The sequence below is a fragment of the Streptomyces subrutilus genome (assembly GCF_008704535.1).
Taxonomy (GTDB): Bacteria; Actinomycetota; Actinomycetes; order Streptomycetales; family Streptomycetaceae; genus Streptomyces; species Streptomyces subrutilus.
In genome coordinates this window covers 4,335,715-4,351,442 of sequence record NZ_CP023701.1, presented here as the reverse complement: position 1 = coordinate 4,351,442, position 15,728 = coordinate 4,335,715, and the positions used below count along the sequence as shown (strand labels likewise).

At 75.0% G+C, this 15,728-nt stretch carries 16 protein-coding genes; 9 read left to right on the top strand and 7 right to left on the bottom strand.

Annotation, left to right across the window (positions count from 1 at the left end; all coding sequences use genetic code 11):
* The first annotated feature begins 215 nt into the window (after positions 1–215).
* Together CP968_RS19175 and CP968_RS19170 are read left to right on the top strand one after the other, a co-directional pair.
* Positions 216–416, top strand: a complete 201-nt coding sequence (locus tag CP968_RS19175; protein WP_150519177.1) for a hypothetical protein — start codon at positions 216–218, stop codon at positions 414–416.
* Between the two features lie 163 nt (positions 417–579).
* The gene (locus CP968_RS19170; RefSeq protein ID WP_150519176.1) at positions 580–1,410 is read left to right on the top strand and encodes a class I SAM-dependent methyltransferase; all 831 of its coding nucleotides are present in this window, start codon (positions 580–582) and stop codon (positions 1,408–1,410) included.
* Here the strand turns inward: CP968_RS19170 and CP968_RS19165 are convergent.
* Positions 1,385–3,166 (bottom strand): FadD3 family acyl-CoA ligase, encoded by a 1,782-nt coding sequence (locus CP968_RS19165; RefSeq protein WP_229885921.1) that lies wholly within the window; start codon positions 3,164–3,166, stop codon positions 1,385–1,387. The two genes, CP968_RS19170 and CP968_RS19165, sit on opposite strands and share 26 nt — an antisense overlap.
* A 94-nt stretch (positions 3,167–3,260) precedes the next feature.
* On the opposite strand from CP968_RS19165, the gene CP968_RS19160 reads away from it, so the two are divergent.
* The 4 genes from CP968_RS19160 (at position 3,261) to CP968_RS19145 (ending at position 7,304) form a co-directional block, all read left to right on the top strand.
* On the top strand, positions 3,261–4,412 hold the full coding sequence (locus CP968_RS19160; protein WP_150519175.1) for a lipid-transfer protein: 1,152 nt from the start codon (positions 3,261–3,263) through the stop codon (positions 4,410–4,412).
* 105 nt (positions 4,413–4,517) lie between these two features.
* A complete protein-coding gene (locus CP968_RS19155) occupies positions 4,518–4,949 on the top strand; it encodes a Zn-ribbon domain-containing OB-fold protein (protein WP_229885966.1) in 432 nt (143 codons plus the stop codon).
* Entirely contained in the window at positions 4,946–5,722 is a 777-nt protein-coding gene (locus CP968_RS19150) for an enoyl-CoA hydratase/isomerase family protein (protein ID WP_150519173.1), read from the top strand. The genes CP968_RS19155 and CP968_RS19150 overlap by 4 nt, the downstream gene beginning before the upstream one ends.
* A 184-nt stretch (positions 5,723–5,906) precedes the next feature.
* On the top strand, positions 5,907–7,304 hold the full coding sequence (locus tag CP968_RS19145; RefSeq protein WP_150521993.1) for an AMP-binding protein: 1,398 nt from the start codon (positions 5,907–5,909) through the stop codon (positions 7,302–7,304).
* On the opposite strand, the gene CP968_RS19140 is transcribed toward CP968_RS19145, so the two are convergent.
* Positions 7,301–7,912 carry a hypothetical protein gene (locus CP968_RS19140; protein ID WP_150519172.1) on the bottom strand — a complete coding sequence of 204 codons (612 nt, stop codon included), beginning with the start codon at positions 7,910–7,912 and terminating at the stop codon, positions 7,301–7,303. The genes CP968_RS19145 and CP968_RS19140 overlap by 4 nt on opposite strands.
* A gap of 222 nt (positions 7,913–8,134) precedes the next feature.
* Between CP968_RS19140 and CP968_RS19135 the strand changes: the two genes are divergently transcribed.
* Entirely contained in the window at positions 8,135–8,632 is a 498-nt protein-coding gene (locus tag CP968_RS19135; RefSeq protein ID WP_150519171.1) for an SRPBCC domain-containing protein, read from the top strand.
* A gap of 36 nt (positions 8,633–8,668) precedes the next feature.
* Positions 8,669–9,325, top strand: coding sequence for a hypothetical protein (locus CP968_RS34900; RefSeq protein WP_229885924.1), 657 nt, complete (start codon positions 8,669–8,671; stop codon positions 9,323–9,325).
* A gap of 46 nt (positions 9,326–9,371) precedes the next feature.
* Here CP968_RS34900 and CP968_RS19125 read toward each other — a convergent pair whose 3' ends face one another.
* Positions 9,372–9,719 (bottom strand): ATP-binding protein, encoded by a 348-nt coding sequence (locus tag CP968_RS19125; RefSeq protein ID WP_229885926.1) that lies wholly within the window; start codon positions 9,717–9,719, stop codon positions 9,372–9,374.
* 196 nt (positions 9,720–9,915) lie between these two features.
* On the bottom strand, positions 9,916–10,641 hold the full coding sequence (locus CP968_RS19120) for a GntR family transcriptional regulator (RefSeq protein ID WP_150519169.1): 726 nt from the start codon (positions 10,639–10,641) through the stop codon (positions 9,916–9,918).
* An 87-nt stretch (positions 10,642–10,728) separates the two neighbouring features.
* Between CP968_RS19120 and CP968_RS19115 the strand changes: the two genes are divergently transcribed.
* On the top strand, positions 10,729–11,541 hold the full coding sequence (locus CP968_RS19115; protein WP_150519168.1) for a class I SAM-dependent methyltransferase: 813 nt from the start codon (positions 10,729–10,731) through the stop codon (positions 11,539–11,541).
* Between the two features lie 67 nt (positions 11,542–11,608).
* Here the strand turns inward: CP968_RS19115 and CP968_RS19110 are convergent, their stop codons facing one another.
* The 3 genes from CP968_RS19110 to CP968_RS19100 all read right to left on the bottom strand — a co-directional run bounded on the left by CP968_RS19110 (position 11,609) and on the right by CP968_RS19100 (position 15,665).
* On the bottom strand, positions 11,609–12,106 hold the full coding sequence (locus tag CP968_RS19110; RefSeq protein ID WP_150519167.1) for a peptidylprolyl isomerase: 498 nt from the start codon (positions 12,104–12,106) through the stop codon (positions 11,609–11,611).
* A 56-nt stretch (positions 12,107–12,162) separates the two neighbouring features.
* On the bottom strand, positions 12,163–14,589 hold the full coding sequence (gene afsK / locus CP968_RS19105; protein WP_189828820.1) for a protein serine/threonine kinase AfsK: 2,427 nt from the start codon (positions 14,587–14,589) through the stop codon (positions 12,163–12,165).
* Positions 14,590–14,846: 257 nt separating this feature from the next.
* Complete coding sequence (locus tag CP968_RS19100) at positions 14,847–15,665, bottom strand: VOC family protein (protein WP_150519165.1); 819 nt, start codon at positions 15,663–15,665, stop codon at positions 14,847–14,849.
* Positions 15,666–15,728: the final 63 nt, after the last annotated feature.

Sequence of the window (15,728 nt, the reverse complement as noted above, 5' to 3'; positions counted from 1 at the left end):
ACGCCGAAGGCGGTGGCCGGATTCCGCTCGAACGGCTCTGACCTGCACGGATGCCCGATGAATACGGCGTTCATCGTTCGTTTATCGCCCTGCGGCACGATAGGTCCATCGGCCCGGAGCGCCGGGGGGAGCACCCGGGCCGGTTGGAGGACCACCCGTTCGGCGGTCCGCGGGGGAATCGCCGAACGGGTCCTACCCATCCATCAGGAGATCCGATGACGACGAACGAGAACGTACTGCCGAACGAGGGCGACATACGGCCGCTCGACAACCACGCCTCGGGCATCGAGATCAAGCCGCTCGACCCGCCGGTGCAGAAGCCGGTCCCGAACCCGGGCCAGAAGCCGCTCGACAACCACGCCTCCGGCGAGGAGATCCGGACGCTGGACAACCACGCGTCCGGTCCGCGCCCGTAGGCACGGCACGCACGGTACGTACGGCACGCACAACGGACGTCGTACGGGGGAGCAACGGGGGGACGGCGGTCGCGGTGGCCCGGAGGGGGAGCCATCGCGACCGCCGTCGCACGCCCGCGTCCGGACGCCCCGGCGGGAGGGCGGGACGGCCTACGCTGGGCCCGTGTTCACCTCCGGCGGACCGGGCGTCCGCGAACTCGCCGTCCAGGCCCTCTCCTCCGTGGAGCGGGGCTACGACCTGCTCGCCCCGAAGTTCGACCGCACGCCGTTCCGCACCCCGGACCGGATGCTCGACGCCGTCGAGGAGGCCCTCGCCCGGCGGGAGGGCTCCTTCGGGGCCGGTCTGGACGTGTGCTGCGGCACCGGCGCCGGGATCGGGATGCTGCGCCGGCTGTGCCGCGGGCGGGTGACCGGGGTGGACCTCAGCGCGGGCATGCTGGCGCAGGCCCGGCGGGCCCACGGGGACGAGGCGTACGGGGACGGCGGGGGCGCGGCCGGGCGGGTGGACTTCGTACGGGCCGACGCGCGGGCGCTGCCGGCCGCGCTCGCGGACACGTACGACCTCGCGGTGAGCTTCGGGGCCTTCGGCCACTTCCTGCCGGCCGAGCGACCGGCCCTGTTCGCCGGGGTGCGGTCCGCGCTGCGCGAGGGCGGGCTCTTCGCCTTCCCGATCGGCGCCCCGATCCCGCTCCGCTCACCGGTGTGGTGGGCGGTGGCGGGCTTCGACGCCGCGATGCGGGTGCGCAACGCGGTGTGGCGGCCGCCGTTCGTCATGTACTACCGGACCTTCCCGCCCAGCGGGGTCCGGGCGGACCTGGAGGCGGCGGGCTTCACGGTGGCGACCACCCCGTTGGAGCCCTTCGGCCGGCTGCCCTCGGGCGCGCCCCGGTGGCGGCTGGTGCTGGCGCGGCGCGACGACGCGGCGCCGGCCGCACCCGTCACGGCGGCAGCCGCAGCCGAACGGCCGGTCAGCGGGCGCGCAGGTCGCGTTTGAGGACCTTGCCGCCGGCGTTGCGGGGCAGTTCGGCGACGAACTCCACGGTGCGCGGCACCTTGTAGTTGGCCATCTCCCGCCGGGACCAGGCGATCAGGTCGTCTGCGGTCAGCGTCGCGCCGGGGCGGCGGACCGCGTACGCCTTGCCGACCTCGCCGAGTCTCGCGTCGGGGACGCCGACCACCGCCACGTCGGCGACGTCCGGGTGGAGGCCGAGGAGCTGTTCGATCTCGGCGGGGTAGGCGTTGAAGCCGCCGACGATGAACATGTCCTTGATCCGGTCGGTGATCCGCAGGTTCCCGGCCCGGTCGAGCACGCCGACGTCGCCGGTGCGCAGCCAGCCGTCGGGGGTGATCGCCCCGGCGGTCCCGTCGGGGTCCTCGAAGTAGCCCCGCATGACGTGGTGGCCGCGGACCCACACCTCTCCGGCCGTGCCGGCGGGCTGGTCGCGGCCCTCGGGGCCGACGATGCGCAGCTCGGTGTCCGGGATGGCCCGCCCGGAGGTCTCGGCGATGACCCGGGCGGGGTCGCCGCGGCGGCACATGCTGACGATGCCGCTGGCCTCGGAGAGCCCGTAGGCGGTCAGGACGGTGGCGATGCGCAGTTCGCCGCGGAGCCGTTCCACCAGCCGGAGGGGGACGACGGCCGCTCCGGTGACGACCAGGCGCAGGGCGGACAGGTCGTGGTGGTCCCGGTGCGGATGGTCCAGGAGGGACTGGTGGAGGGTGGGCGGGCCGGGGAGGACGGAGATCCGCTCGGCGGCGACGTTGGCGAGGACGGTGTCGACGTCGAAGACGGGCTGCGGGACCATCGTGGCCCCGCGCATCAGGCAGGCGATGATCCCGGCCTTGTAGCCGAAGGTGTGGAAGAAGGGGTTCACGATCAGGTAGCGGTCGCCTTCGCGCAGGCCGGCGAGGTCGCTCCAGACGGCGTAGCAGCGCAGGGTCTGGGCGTGGGTGATGACGGCGCCCTTGGGGCTGCCGGTGGTGCCCGAGGTGAAGACGATGTCGGAGGGGTCCTCGGGGCGGATCACCTCGGCGCGCTCGCGGACCACGTCGGCCGGGACGGCGTCCCCGCCCGCCAGGAACTCCTTCCAGGTGCGGAAGGAGGCCGGGGCGTCCTCGGCGAGGACGACGACCTGCTCCAGGTGCGGGAGGCCGGGCAGCGGGCCGCCGCCGGGGCCTTCCGCGGCGGCGCGGCGCAGGGAGGCGACGTAGGAGGTGCCGAGGAAGGTGCCGGTGACGAAGAGCAGCCGGGCGCGGCTGCGCCGCAGGACGTACGCGGCCTCGGCGCCCTTGAAGCGGGTGTTGAGGGGGACGAGGACGGCGCCGGCCGAGACCGCGCCGAGGGCGGAGACGATCCACTCCAGGGTGTTGGGGGCCCAGACGGCGACCCGGTCGCCCGGTTCGACGCCGGCCGCGATGCAGGCGGCGGCGGCGCGCTCGACGCGCTCGCCGAGCCCGGCGTAGCTGATCCGCACCCGCCCGTCGACGACGGCCTCCCGGTCGCCGTGGCGGCGGGCCGCGGACCGGACGAGGGCGGCGACGCTGCCCCAGCGCAGGTCACCGCGGGGGTCGTCGCCGGGGGCCGCGTGGGCGGCGTCGCCGGAGGCGTCGCGGGGGGCGGGCAGGTCCGCGCCGTTCCCCGTGCCGGGTCCGCGCCCCGCAGCCGGCGCCGTCCCGGCGTCCCGGCGGCCTCCCGGGTCCGTGCCCGAGCCGCTGTCCGTGCCCGTGTACCCGTGTGCGCCCTCGTGCATCGTCCGCCCCTCCCCGGTACCAGTAGCTGACTATCCGTCAGATTAGCTGTAGCCTTCGCGGCTGTCAGTACTGGCGCACCCCCCGGAGGTGGCGATGGCGGCAACGCTCAAGGACGCTACGGCGATAGTCGGCATCGGGCAGACCGCCTTTGCCAAACGACTGCCGCAGTCCGAGAAGGAATTGGCCTGCCGCGCCATCCTGGCGGCGCTGGCCGACGCGGGCATAGACCCCTCCGAGGTCGACGCCTTCTCCTCGTACACCATGGAGGAGACCGACGAGGTCGAGGTCGCCAAGGCCATCGGCGCCGGCGACGTCACCTTCTTCTCCAAGATCGGCTACGGCGGCGGCGGTTCCTGCGCCACCGTCGGCCACCTCGCCGCCGCCGTCGCCACCGGTCAGGCCACCGTCGGCGTGGCGTGGCGCTCGCGCAAGCGCGGCTCCGGCCCGCGCCCCTGGAAGAACACCGCCGTCCAGCTCCCCACCCCCGGCCAGTGGACCCGCCCCTTCGGCCTGCTGCGCCCCGCCGACGAGATCGGGATGCTGGCCCGGCGCTACATGCACGAGTACGGCGCCACCCGCGACCACCTCTTCAACGTGGCGATGGCCTGCCGCAACCGGGCCAACGAGAACCCCGCCGCGATGATGTACGAGCGCCCGCTGACCCGCGAGATGTACATGACCTCCCGGATGATCAGCGACCCGCTCTGCCTCTTCGACAACTGCCTGGAGACCGACGGCGCCCTGGCCTGCGTGATCGTCTCCGCCGAGCGCGCCCGCGACTGCCGCCAGCGGCCCGTCTACGTGCACTCCGCCGCCCAGGGTCTGCCCGCCCAGCACCACGGGATGGTCAACTACTGGAACGACGACCCGCTCTCCGGCCCCGCCTGGACCGCCGCCCGCCACCTGTGGAAGCAGGCCGACTTCGGCCCCCAGGACGTGGACGTCGCCCAGATCTACGACGCCTTCACCCCCCTCATCCCGCTCTCCCTGGAGGGCTACGGCTTCTGCGGGCGCGGCGAGGGCGCCGCCTTCACCGAGGGCGGCGCCCTGGAGATGGGCGGCCGGCTCCCGATCAACACCGGGGGCGGCGGCCTGAGCGAGGCCTACGTGCACGGCTTCAACCTGATCAACGAGGGCGTCAAGCAGCTCCGCGGCGTCTCCACCGCCCAGGTGCCGGACGCCGCGACCTGCCTGGTCACGGCGGGCGAGGGGGTCCCCACGTCCGCGATCCTGCTGCGCGCCTGAGCCCCTAGGAGCCGACCGATGACCGCACCCGCCACACCGCCCGCGACCCCGCCCGGCACCGCACCCGGGGCGGCGCCCGACACCCCGCCGGCCGGCGCCGACGGACTGCTGCTGCCCGTCCCCGACGAGGACGGCACCCCCTTCTGGGAGTACGCCGCCCGCGGCGAGCTCCGCGTCCAGGCCTGCGCCGCCCCGGCCTGCGGCCGGCTGCGCTTCCCGCCCCGCCCCTGCTGCCCGCACTGCCGGTCCTTCGACAGCGAATGGCGCCTGATGAGCGGCCGCGGCCGCATCTGGTCGTACGTGCGGCCGCACCCGCCGCTGCTGCCCGCGTACGCCGCGCAGGCCCCGTACAACGTGATCCTCGTGGAGCTCGCCGACGCCCCGCACATCCGGCTCGCCGGGAACCTGGTGGCCTCCCCCGACGCCCCGCTGGACTCGGTGGACCCGGCCCGGCTGCGGATCGGGGCGCGGGTCCAGGTCGCGTTCACCGACACGGGCGGCACCGCCGTGCCGCGCTGGCTCCTGGAGCGGCCGTGACGCTGCGGGTGGAGCGGGACGCGGCGGCCGGGGTCGCCGTCGTCACCCTGGACCGGGAGCACCGGCACAACGCGATCGACCTGGAGACCGCGGCCGAACTGGTCGCGGTGTGGCGGGAGTTGCGGTTCGCGGACGAGATCCGGGCCGTCGTCCTCACGGGCGCGGGGACGGCCGCGTTCTGCACCGGGATCGACCGCGGGGTGCGGGTGGCACAGCCCGCGTCCCCGTACGCGGTGGACGACCCGCTGGCGGGCATCGGGCCCAAGTCCTGCGACCTGTGGAAGCCGGTGGTCGCCGCCGTCAACGGCATGGCCTGCGGCGGGGCGTTCTACCTGCTGGGCGAGGCGGAGTTCCTCGTCTCCGCACGCGGCGCCACCTACTTCGACCCGCACACCAGCTACGGCATGGTCAGCGCGTACGAGGCCGTCTACATGGCCCAGCGCATGCCCTTCGGCGAGGTCGCCCGGATGTCCCTGATGGGCACGGCGGAACGGCTCTCCGCGCAGCGGGCGTACGAGATCGGCCTGGTCTCGGAGCTGACCGAACCCGAGGAGCTGCTCCCCGCGGCCCTGCGCGCGGCGCGGACGCTGGCCGGCTTCCCGACGGAGGCCGTGCAGGGGACCGTACGGGCGCTGTGGTCCGCGAAGCGGGCCGCGCTGCGGCAGGCCCTGGACCAGGCCCCGGCGCTGATCGCGCTGGGAAACCTGGACCCGGAGCGACAGGCGGAGCTGTTCGGATCGCGCCGGACGGCCCCCGCGTACCGGCTGCGCTGACCGGCGCCCGACCTCCTCCCGGCCGTCCCTCCTGGTCAGCGGCTTGGCCTGGGTGTTCTGCCGACTCGGGGCGCCGCCCGTGGTAGGGACGGCGCATTGCCCGCCGGCGGGCCGCCGGATTGGATCACCGGGACCGGGCGGCGCGGCCGCCCGCGCACCGGTACGGAGGAGGCGAGTGACGCCCATGCTCGACGGCTGCACGCCCTGGCCCGAGGAGTTCGTCGACCGCTACTGGGCCGCCGGCCACTGGCGCGGCAGCACGCTGGACAACCTGCTGCGCGGCTGGGCCCTCCGGTACGGGCCGCGGACCGCGCTGGTCCACGGCGCCGGCCGCCTCACCTACGCGGGCCTGAACCGGCGCGCCGACCGCGCGGCCGCCGGCTTCCGGCTGCGCGGCCTGCGCGCCGGGCAGCGGGTGCTCGTGCAGCTGCCCAACGTCCCCGAGGCCGTCGTCACGCTGTTCGCGCTGATGCGCGCCGGGGTGGTGCCCGTGATCTGCCCGGTCTCGCTGCGCACGCCCGAGGTGTCCCACCTGGTGCGGGTCGCCCGGGCCGTCGGCTACGTCGGCCCCTCGACGCGCGAGGGCTTCGACCACACGGCGATGGCCGCGGACATCGCGGCCCGCGAGCCGTTCCTGCGGCGGGTGTTCACCTACGAGCCGCCGGGCGTCGCGTCCCCGTACGGCGGCCTCACCACCGACCCGTCGGGCTGCCACTACTGCCGGCTGGACTCCATCGACGCCCCGCCCGAGCCGCCGCTGGCACCCGACGCCGGCCAGGTGGCGTTCTTCCTGCTCTCCGACGACGACGCCACCGCGGCGCCCCGGCTCGTACCGCGCACCCACAACGACTACGCCTGCCAGGTCCGGGCCGCCGCCGAACTGGTCGCGCTCACCGGGGACGACGTGTACCTCGCCGCGCTGCCCGACGAGTTCAACCTCACCTTCGGCTGCCCCGGCATCCTCGGCACCCTCGCCGCCGGCGGCACCGTCGTCCTGGCCGAGGACCCGGATCCCGCCGTGTGCCTGCCGCTCGTCGCCCGGGAGCGGGTCACCGTCACCTCGGTGGTGCCCGCCGTGGCCCGGGCCTGGCTCGACGCCCTCCCCGCGGCCCGGACGGACACGGGCAGCCTGCGGCTCGTACAGATCGGCGGGACGGCCTCCGACGGGACGGCCGCCGCCGGGCTGGGCGCCGCGTGGGGATGCCGGCTGCAACGGGTCTCCGGACGGGCCGAGGGCCCGCTCACCCTCACCCGGCCCGACGACCCGGCCGGGACGGTGCACACCACCCGGGGCCGACCGCTCTCCCCCGACGACGAGGTCCGCATCGTCGACGCGGACGGCAGGGACGTGCCGCGGGGCGGGAGCGGCGAACTCCTCGTCCGCGGTCCCTGCACCCCGCGGGGCTACTACCGGGCGCCCGACCACAACGCACGGGCCTTCACCGGCGACGGCTACCTCCGCACCGGCGACCTGGCACGCCTCACCCCGGCCGGCGACCTGGTGGCGACCGGCCGCCTCGACCGGGGCCCGGACGGCGGCGAGGCCGCGGGCCCGGCCGCGGGCGCGGCCCGGCCGGGCTAGCGGGACGCTCCCGCCCCCGACTTCGGCTTCGACGTCGACTTCTTCGTGGGCTTCCTCGGGGACGACCCGCCGGACCCGTCCGACGACCCGGTCGGCGCCGGGCCGGTCGTCGCGGACGCCGAGGACGACCGCACGGTGACCGCGCCGACCCGGCAGGTCCTGACCTCGGCCGCCCGCGCCGGGTCCTTCAGGGCCACGTCGACGGTGCGGGTCGCCCGCGCCTCCAGGGTGACCTCGGCATCGGTCGTGTCGACGACCGTGCCGCCCGAGCCCTCCCGGTACAGCCGCACCTCGAACGTCGCCGCCCGGTCCAGGCGCGAGGTGACGCGCAGGGTGGTGACCGCCGAGGACGCGCCGGTGCAGGTGACCACCACGGCCGTCGCCGGATCGCCGCTCGGGCTCGCCGAGGGCGAGCCGCTCGCCGTACGGCCGCTGCCGCCGGAGTACGACTTCTTCTTGCCGCTCTTGGAGCTGGAGCAGCCGCCGCCGCTCTTGCCCTTGCTCGTCCCGCCGCTCCCGCTGCCGCCGCCGCTCGACGAGAACCCCGTCAGCGCGAAGACGACGGCGATCAGTACCGCCGTGAACCTGATCCGACGCCCAGCCGCCATGGCCCGACCCCTCCCCCTGGACGATGGCGGGCCACGCTACCAGCACCCCCGCCGACCCGGACGTATCATCCGACGGACAACCGAACAGCCCGCGAACGACCGGGCGGCCGACGCCCGAACGCCCCGGACGGTCGCCCCGAACCAACCGAACCCGGCGGCGAGCCGCACGCCCGCGTCCCTTCGGTGAGCCCTTCACGGACCCACACGAGGAGCACGCCACCAGTGCGCACCACCGCCACCGAGACCAGCATCGACGCGACGCCCGGGGAGGTCTGGGAGGTCCTGACCGACTTCCCCGGCCACGCCGCGTGGAACCCGTACATCCGCGAGGCCGCCGGCGCGGCCGTGCCCGGCACCCGTCTGACCCTGGTCACCCACCCGGAGCGCGGCCGACCGGTCGTCCTGCGCCCGACGGTCGTCACCGCCGTCCCCGGCCGGGAGCTGCGCTGGACCCGCCCCTTCCTGGTACGGGGCCTCTTCGACCGGGAGCACGTCCTGCGGCTGACCGAGGGCCCGGGCCGGACCACGCGGCTGGAGCACGGCGAACGCTTCCGCGGGCTGCTCGTCCCCCTGTGCCTCGGCAGGCCGCCGCTCGGCGCCGCCCGCGGCCACGCCGCGATGTACGAGGCCCTGCGCATCCGGGTCGAGTCGGCGCGCACCCGGAACCGGCCCGTCCCCCGGCCGCCCGGCCCGCGTGCGGGGCCGGGCGGCCGGGCGTAGCGTCGGGAACGCAACCGCTACCTCGGAGGGCCGGGCATGATCCGCAACGCACTCGGTTCGCTGCTCGGCCTGATCGGAGCGACGGCCGCCGTCTGGAGCCCCTTCCGTGCCTGGTACGACGGCCGTCACGGTACCGACTACCGCTTGGAGGAGCTGTTCTCCTCCGCCGGCATCACCTCGGACGGGGCGGCGCTCTTCGGCTCGATCCTGCTCCCGTTCGTCGTCGCCGCCCTCCTCACGCTGGCGGCGGTCGTGCTGCGCTCGCGGCTGCTGATGGCACTGGCCGGGGTCATCGTGCTCGGGTTCGCCGTGCTGTGGATGGTCCGGCAGGGCCAGGCCGCCGACGGCCTCTCGGTCGGCGGGGCCGGCGGCGGAGGCATCGGTGACGGCCTCGCGAACGCCTTCGGCGGCGGCGCCCTGCTGATCCTCGGCGCGGCCGTCATGCGCGGCCGCCCCCGCCGCACCCGCACCTCCCGGGCGCCCGCGTACCCGACGCACCCGCAGAACCCGGCGTACCCGCCCCACCAGGAGCCCGCGCGACCGTACGACCAGCCGGCCCCCGGCCCGTACGACCCGGCCGCCCACCCGCCCGAAACCCCCGGCCACCCCACCACGGACCCGAGCCACCCGCCCCGGACCGACGCCCCCGACCCCCGCGGCTGGCCACCGAAACACCCGGAGGACCGGGCGTAACCCACCGGCCGGGCGCCGATCGCACCTGCTACTCGCCCAGCGGCACTCAGCCGCGTCGCGGTCGCACGGACAGGTGGGCCCACACCCGTTTGCCGGGTCCACACCGCTCCTCGACGGCCCAACGGTGGGCGAGGGCCGCCACCAGGTGCAACCCACGGCCGCCTTCGCCCTCCGCGGCCGGTGGCCCGATCTCCGGCCAGCCGTCGCCCGCGTCGTGCACCTCGATCGCGAGTCCGTCCGGCAGCCGTAGGAAACGCGTCTCGACTTCCCTGTCCCGGGGCCCCACCGCGTGCCGAACGGCATTGGTCACCAACTCGGAGACGACGATCAGAGCGTTCTCCTCCAGCTCGGCCAGCCTCCATTCGCCCAGGGCGCTCCGCAGCTCGGCTCGCACGAGAGGTACCGTCCGCGGCTCGCGCCGCCACCTCCGCACCACTTCGGCCAAGGGTGGACCGATAAAATGCACCATGCTGACGCTCCTTCGAAGCGGTAGCCATGCCCCCGGACCGTTGGCGCGGTCGCGGGGGTCTCGACGTTACAGCGCGATCCGCGCCTCACGTGATGCAGATTGGACCGGTGGACCGGTCCAGTCAACCCCGTTGGTTCATCGCATAGTTGTCTACGAGCTCCCACAGCCCCTCGGCGGTCACGCCTTCCTCGCAGACCAGGGGCTCACCAGCCTCGTCGTAGGCGGTATGGAGCACCACCACGACCGCACAGGGGCGTTTCACCTGAAGGAGTTCGGCTTCTGCCCTCGTCGCCAAGCGCACCGTCGTGGTGTCCGAACCACGAACGGACAGCCGACCCGTGCTGCGCCGCACGTAGCTCGTCGTACCCTCCGCGATCGGCCCGTTCTCATGGAGCCGCGGGCAGAGCTCAGCGACTTCCGGCGGGAACCACGCGACCACGTGCGAACGCGGCTGCCCCTCCTCCGTGAGGACGAGCCTGGCCCGGTGAAGGGCTTGGCGTCCGGCCGCCAGGCCGAGGGCTTCGGCCACGTGCGAGGGAGGCACCAACAGGTCCGGTACGCCCAGCCGGCGGTAGGGAGCGCCCTGCACCCGGCTCGTTCCCGGACCCCGTCCACCGGCCGGGCGCGCCACCGGCGCATCCGTCACGGCGAAACCGCGCCCTTGATGGGGCACGGCCACGCCGTCCGCGCGCAACACCTCCATCGCCCTGATCGCGGTGGCCCGCGAGACGGACCACTGTTCGCACAGGTCACGACTGGAGGGCAGCAAGTCCCCCGGACCGAACTCGCCCTCGGAGATGCGATGGCGCAGGCTCTCCGCGATCTGCTCGTACTTGAGGAGTGGCATGTGGGTTCCTTGAATGGTGGGGCTGACCGGTTGACCGGTCAGGCTAGGGGGTACCGTCCGTTGCGGCCAGGGTCGACAATCCGGAGCATGCCCCCACACTCCGTAGGCCCAGAGATCATCGCCTTCTACAGCGAGACGATCAGCGAATCCGACCGGCTGAGCAGCAGTGCGGACGGGGTGCTGGAGATGGTCCGCACCCAGGAGCTGTTGCGGCGGCACCTGCCGCCCGCGCCCGCGCGGGTCCTCGACGTCGGGGCGGGGCCCGGTGCCCATGCCCGGTGGCTCGTCGCGGACGGGTACGAGGTCGACCTGGTCGATCCCGTACCGCGTCACGTCGAGGAGGCGCGGGCCGCCGGACTGCGCAGCGCGCTCGGCGACGCCCGCTCGCTGGCGGCCGGCGACGGCGCGTACGACGCCGCGCTCCTGCTGGGCCCGCTGTACCACCTGGTCGAGGCCGGCGACCGGGTACGGGCGCTGCGCGAGGCGGCTCGGGTGGTGCGGCCCGGCGGGCTGGTCGCGGCCGCCGCCATCGGGCGGTACTCCTCCGTCTTCGAGCACGTCGCGACCACCCTGCTGGCGGTCGACCGGGTCCGCGACGCCGTCGCCGACGTCCTGGTCGCCGGTGTCCACGAGGCCGGGCGCAAGGGCTTCACCACCGCCTACTTCCACACCGGCGACGGGCTGGCGGCGGAGCTGCGCGAGGCCGGGCTGCGCGGGCCGCGGGTCTACGGCGTCGAAGGCCCGGCGTGGTCGGCGCTCAAGGCGACCGAGCAGCACACCCGGGAGAGCCTGATCGGGTCGCGGATGTTCGAGGCCGCGCTGACCGCGGCGCGGCTGGCCGAGCCGTACCCGGAGCTGCTGGCCGCGAGCTCGCACCTGCTCGCCGTCGGCCGGGTGTAGCGCCCCGGACGCGGCGGCGGCCCCGGCCCCCGGAGGGGGCGGGGCCGGCCGGCACGGGGTGCGGGGGTCAGGCGGCGTCGACGACGCCCGAGGCCGCGATCTCGACCTTGGCCTTGGGGGCGCCGGACTGGGAGCCCAGGGCCTCGATCTGGTCGACGAGCTCCTTGCCCTCGACGACCTCGCCGAAGACGACGTGCTTGCCGTCGAGCCAGGAGGTGACGACGGTGGTGACGAAGAACTGCGAGCCGTTGGTGTTGCGGCCGGCGTTCGCCATCGACAGCAGGTACGGGCGGTCGTGCTTCAGCTCGAAGTTCTCGTCCGCGAACTTCTCGCCGAAGATGCTCTTGCCGCCGGTGCCGTTGTGGTTGGTGAAGTCACCGCCCTGGAGCATGAACTGGGGGATGATGCGGTGGAAGCCGGAGCCCGCGTAGCCGTAGCCGTTCTGGCCGGTGGCCAGCTCGCGGAAGTTCCGAGCGGTGTTCGGGACGACCTTGTCGAACAGCTCGAAGACGATGCGGCCCGCGGGCTTGTCGTTGATGGTGATGTCGAAGTAGACGTTGCTCATGGGGTCCATCCTGTCACTCCCGGTGCGTTGTGCGACCGGGAGGGGGCCGAGTCGCCTCAGCCTCCCGTCCGGGTGCCGGTGCCCTTGGCCGCGTCCAGGGCGTAGACGCAGCGGTCCTTGCTGCACGCGTAGACCACGCCCGCCTCCGCGACCGGGGCGCCCGTGATCTCGCCGCCCGTGGCCAGTTTCCAGCGGAGCTGGCCGCCCGCCGCGTCCAGGGTGTACAGGCAGTGGTCGGCCGAGCCGAAGTGGACCCGGCCGTCCGCGACCGCCGGCAGGCCGGTGATCTCGCCGCCCGCCGCGAACCGCCACTTCGGGGTGCCGGTGACCGCGTCGAGCGTGTAGAGGGCGCTGCCGGCGCCCAGGTGGACGTTGCCGTTCGCCACCAGCACCGGGTCCGAGGACGCCCGCGGCTCCGTCGCGATCCGCCAGCGGTCCTTGCCGGTGGCCGCGTCGAGGGCGTAGACGGTGCCGAGGTAGTCGGCGAGGTAGACCCCGCCGCCCGTCACCGCCGGGCCCGGCGCGAAAGCCGGCGCGGCCAGGAACACCGCCGGGGCCTCGAAGTGCCAGCGGACCCGGCCCGAGGCCCGGTCCACCGACAGCACCCGGGTGCCGGCGCTGACGTAGACGTTGCCGTCCGGGGCGGGGGTGACCCGTACCGGGACGTTTCCGCACGAGCCCGCGTCGCCGACCGGGTACGACCAGGACTCGCGGCCGGTACGGGCGTCCACGGCCCGCAGCCGGGCGTCCTGCCACACGTAGACGGTGCCGTCGTGCAGGACGGGGGCCGCCTCCGGGGTCTCGAAGTCGGTCTGCGCGCCGGTCAGCTCCCACAGCTTGTGGCCGTTGGACGATTCCCAGCCCTGTACGCCGCCGCCGCGCGTGGCGGTGACGACCGTGCCGCGCTCCGCGGTCAGCGCGTACACCCAGGCGTCGGTGGACAGCCGCCACCGCTCGGAGCCGTCGGTCGCGTCGAGCGCGTACAGGGACGGGCCGTCGGAGGCGTGGATCCGGCCGTCGGAGACGGCCATGGACCAGGCGACGTCGCGGGTCTTGAACTGGCGCCGGCCGCTGGCCACGTCCAGGGCGTGGACCTCGAAGGAGGTGACGTAGAGCAGGTCGCCGGAGACGGTCGGGGTGCCCCACACCTCGTTGGACATGCGGAAGCGCCACGGCCGCCAGCGTCCGCTGTCCGGGGCCGGGGCCGGATGCGGTACGGACCCCGCCACGGCCCGGGCGGCCTCGGCGGCGGGTGCGGCCGTGGACCCGCCGGGGGGCCGGACCCAGCCGGTCGCCGCGTCCACGGCGCCCTGTGCGGAGGCGTGGACGGCGGCCGCCGCCGCGCTCGCGCGCGGCCCGGGGCCGATCGGCACCGGGGAGCCGCCCAGGCGCACGGGCTCGCCGGAGCGGGCCGGGGCCATCGGCGGGTGGTGCGGGCGCTGCGGCACGGCCTGGCCGGTCCGCGGGTCCACCCAGGGGTCGACGCCGCGCTGCCGGCGGTGCGTGGCGCCCGCGGAGTCGGGCCCGCGCCGGGCCGCCGGCGCGGGGCCGGGCGCGGGGCCGGGGAGGGCGGCGACGTGCGCGGGGCGGTTGCCCGACCGGCGGGTCTCGATCATCGCGACCGCCCGCGCCGGCAGCCAGGCCGAGGCGGTGCCGCTGTCGTCGCCGCCGTCGAAGAGGTGCGGGGCGAGCTGCGCCTGGAGGTCGGCCGGGGTGGGGCGCCGGGTGGCGTCCATCTGCATGCAGGAGTCGATGAGCGGGCGCAGCTCGTCGGGGAGCCCGTCGAGGTTGGGGCCTTCGCGCAGCAGCATGAAGACCGTCTCCACCGGGTTGGCCCCGTGGAAGGGCGGGTGGCCGGTGGCCGCGAAGACGAGGGTGGAGCCGAGCGAGAACACGTCGCTGGCGCCGCGGACGCTGCGCGAGTCCTTCGCCTGCTCGGGCGACATGTAGGCGGGAGTGCCGACGGCGACGTTGGTCATGGTCAGACGGGTGTTGGAGACCCCGCTGGCGATGCCGAAGTCGATCACGCGCGGACCGTCCTCGACGACGAGCACGTTGGACGGCTTCAGGTCGCGGTGGACGAGGCCGGCGCCGTGGATGGACTGCAGCGCCTCGGCGATGCCGGCGGCGAGCCAGCGCACGGCCTGGGCCGGCATCGGCCCGCACTCGTTGACGATCTCCTCCAGGGAGGGCGCCGGGACGTAGGCGGTGGCCAGCCACGGCACGGCGGCGCGCGGGTCGGCGTCGACGACGGCCGCGGTGTAGAAGCCGGAGACCGCGCGGGCGGCCTCCACCTCGCGGGTGAAGCGCACCCGGAACAGCTGGTCCTCGGCGAGTTCGGTGCGCACCGTCTTGATCGCGACCCGCCGTCCGGACGCGGACCGCGCGAGATAGACCAGCCCCATGCCGCCGGCGCCGAGCCGTCCCAGCACCTCGAAGGGGCCGATCCGTCTCGGGTCGTGCTGCGTCAGCTGCTCCACCACTCGCCTCCACACCCATCCCCGTACGGGCCCTCGCCGGGCCCGTTTCCACCAGCACGCTCGGAGCCGGGCCGGGGCCCCGCCCCGTGCAGCGTCTCACTCCCGGGCGCCGCCCGGGTCGCGCACCCCCGATTCTGTCAGGCCCGCGCCCGGTCCGGCCCCGGCACGGCCGGGGGCGGACGGCACGGGGCCGGTCGCGGCCGGGTGCGCGGCCCGCGGGCGGGGCCGCGCGGGGGCCGGGTCCGACGGCCGTCCGGCGGCTATCCGGCGGGCTTGGTGCGCGGCTCCGACAACAGGCCGAAGACGGCGCCCTGGTCGTCGGCGACGACCGCGATGCGGCCGTAGGGGGTGTCGAAGGGCTCGGCGGTGACCCGTCCGCCGAGCCGCCGGACCATCGCGACGGACTGGTCGCAGTCGGGTACGGCGAAGTAGGCCAGGAAGTGCGCGGGCATGACCTCGGGGAAGGCGTCGGTGATCAGGCTGCGGCCCATCACGGCGGTGCCCGCGCCGGGCGGGCCGCCGGCCGTGGCGCCCTGCGTGCTGCCGGGCGGGGACCAGACGCGGTATTCGACGCCCGCGTCGTCCTGGTCCTGCGGGACGTAGCCGAAGACCTTGGCGTAGAAGGCGTCGACGGCGTCGCGGGCCCGGGTGTACACCTCGCTCCAGCAGTACGTGTACGGCTCCTGCCGGGCCTCGAAGCCGTGGTGGGTGCCGGGCTGCCAGAGGCCGAAGACGGCGCCGCCCGGGTCCGCGGCCATGGCGGCGGTCCCGTACGGGCCCACGGGCATGGGCTCCATGACCATCTGGCCGCCGGCCGCGCGGATGCGCTGGGCGCAGGCGTGGGCGTCGGTGGTGTAGAGGTAGATGCCCCAGACGGTCGGCATCCGGCCGTCCGGCTTGGGTGCGAGGGCGGCGACGTTGCGGCCGCGGCTGTAGGCCTGGGTGTAGTGGCCGTAGTCGGCGCCAGCGCCGGGCGAGAAGGTCCAGCCGAAGAGCTCGCCGTAGAAGCGCTTGCCCGCCTCGACGTCCGGGAGCGAGGCGTCCACCCAGCAGGGTGTGCCTTCCGCGAATGCGGCCATGAGCCCGGTTCCTTCCGTTGTGCGGGGGTGTGTACCCTCCCACCCCTCCCAGCCATGATCCGC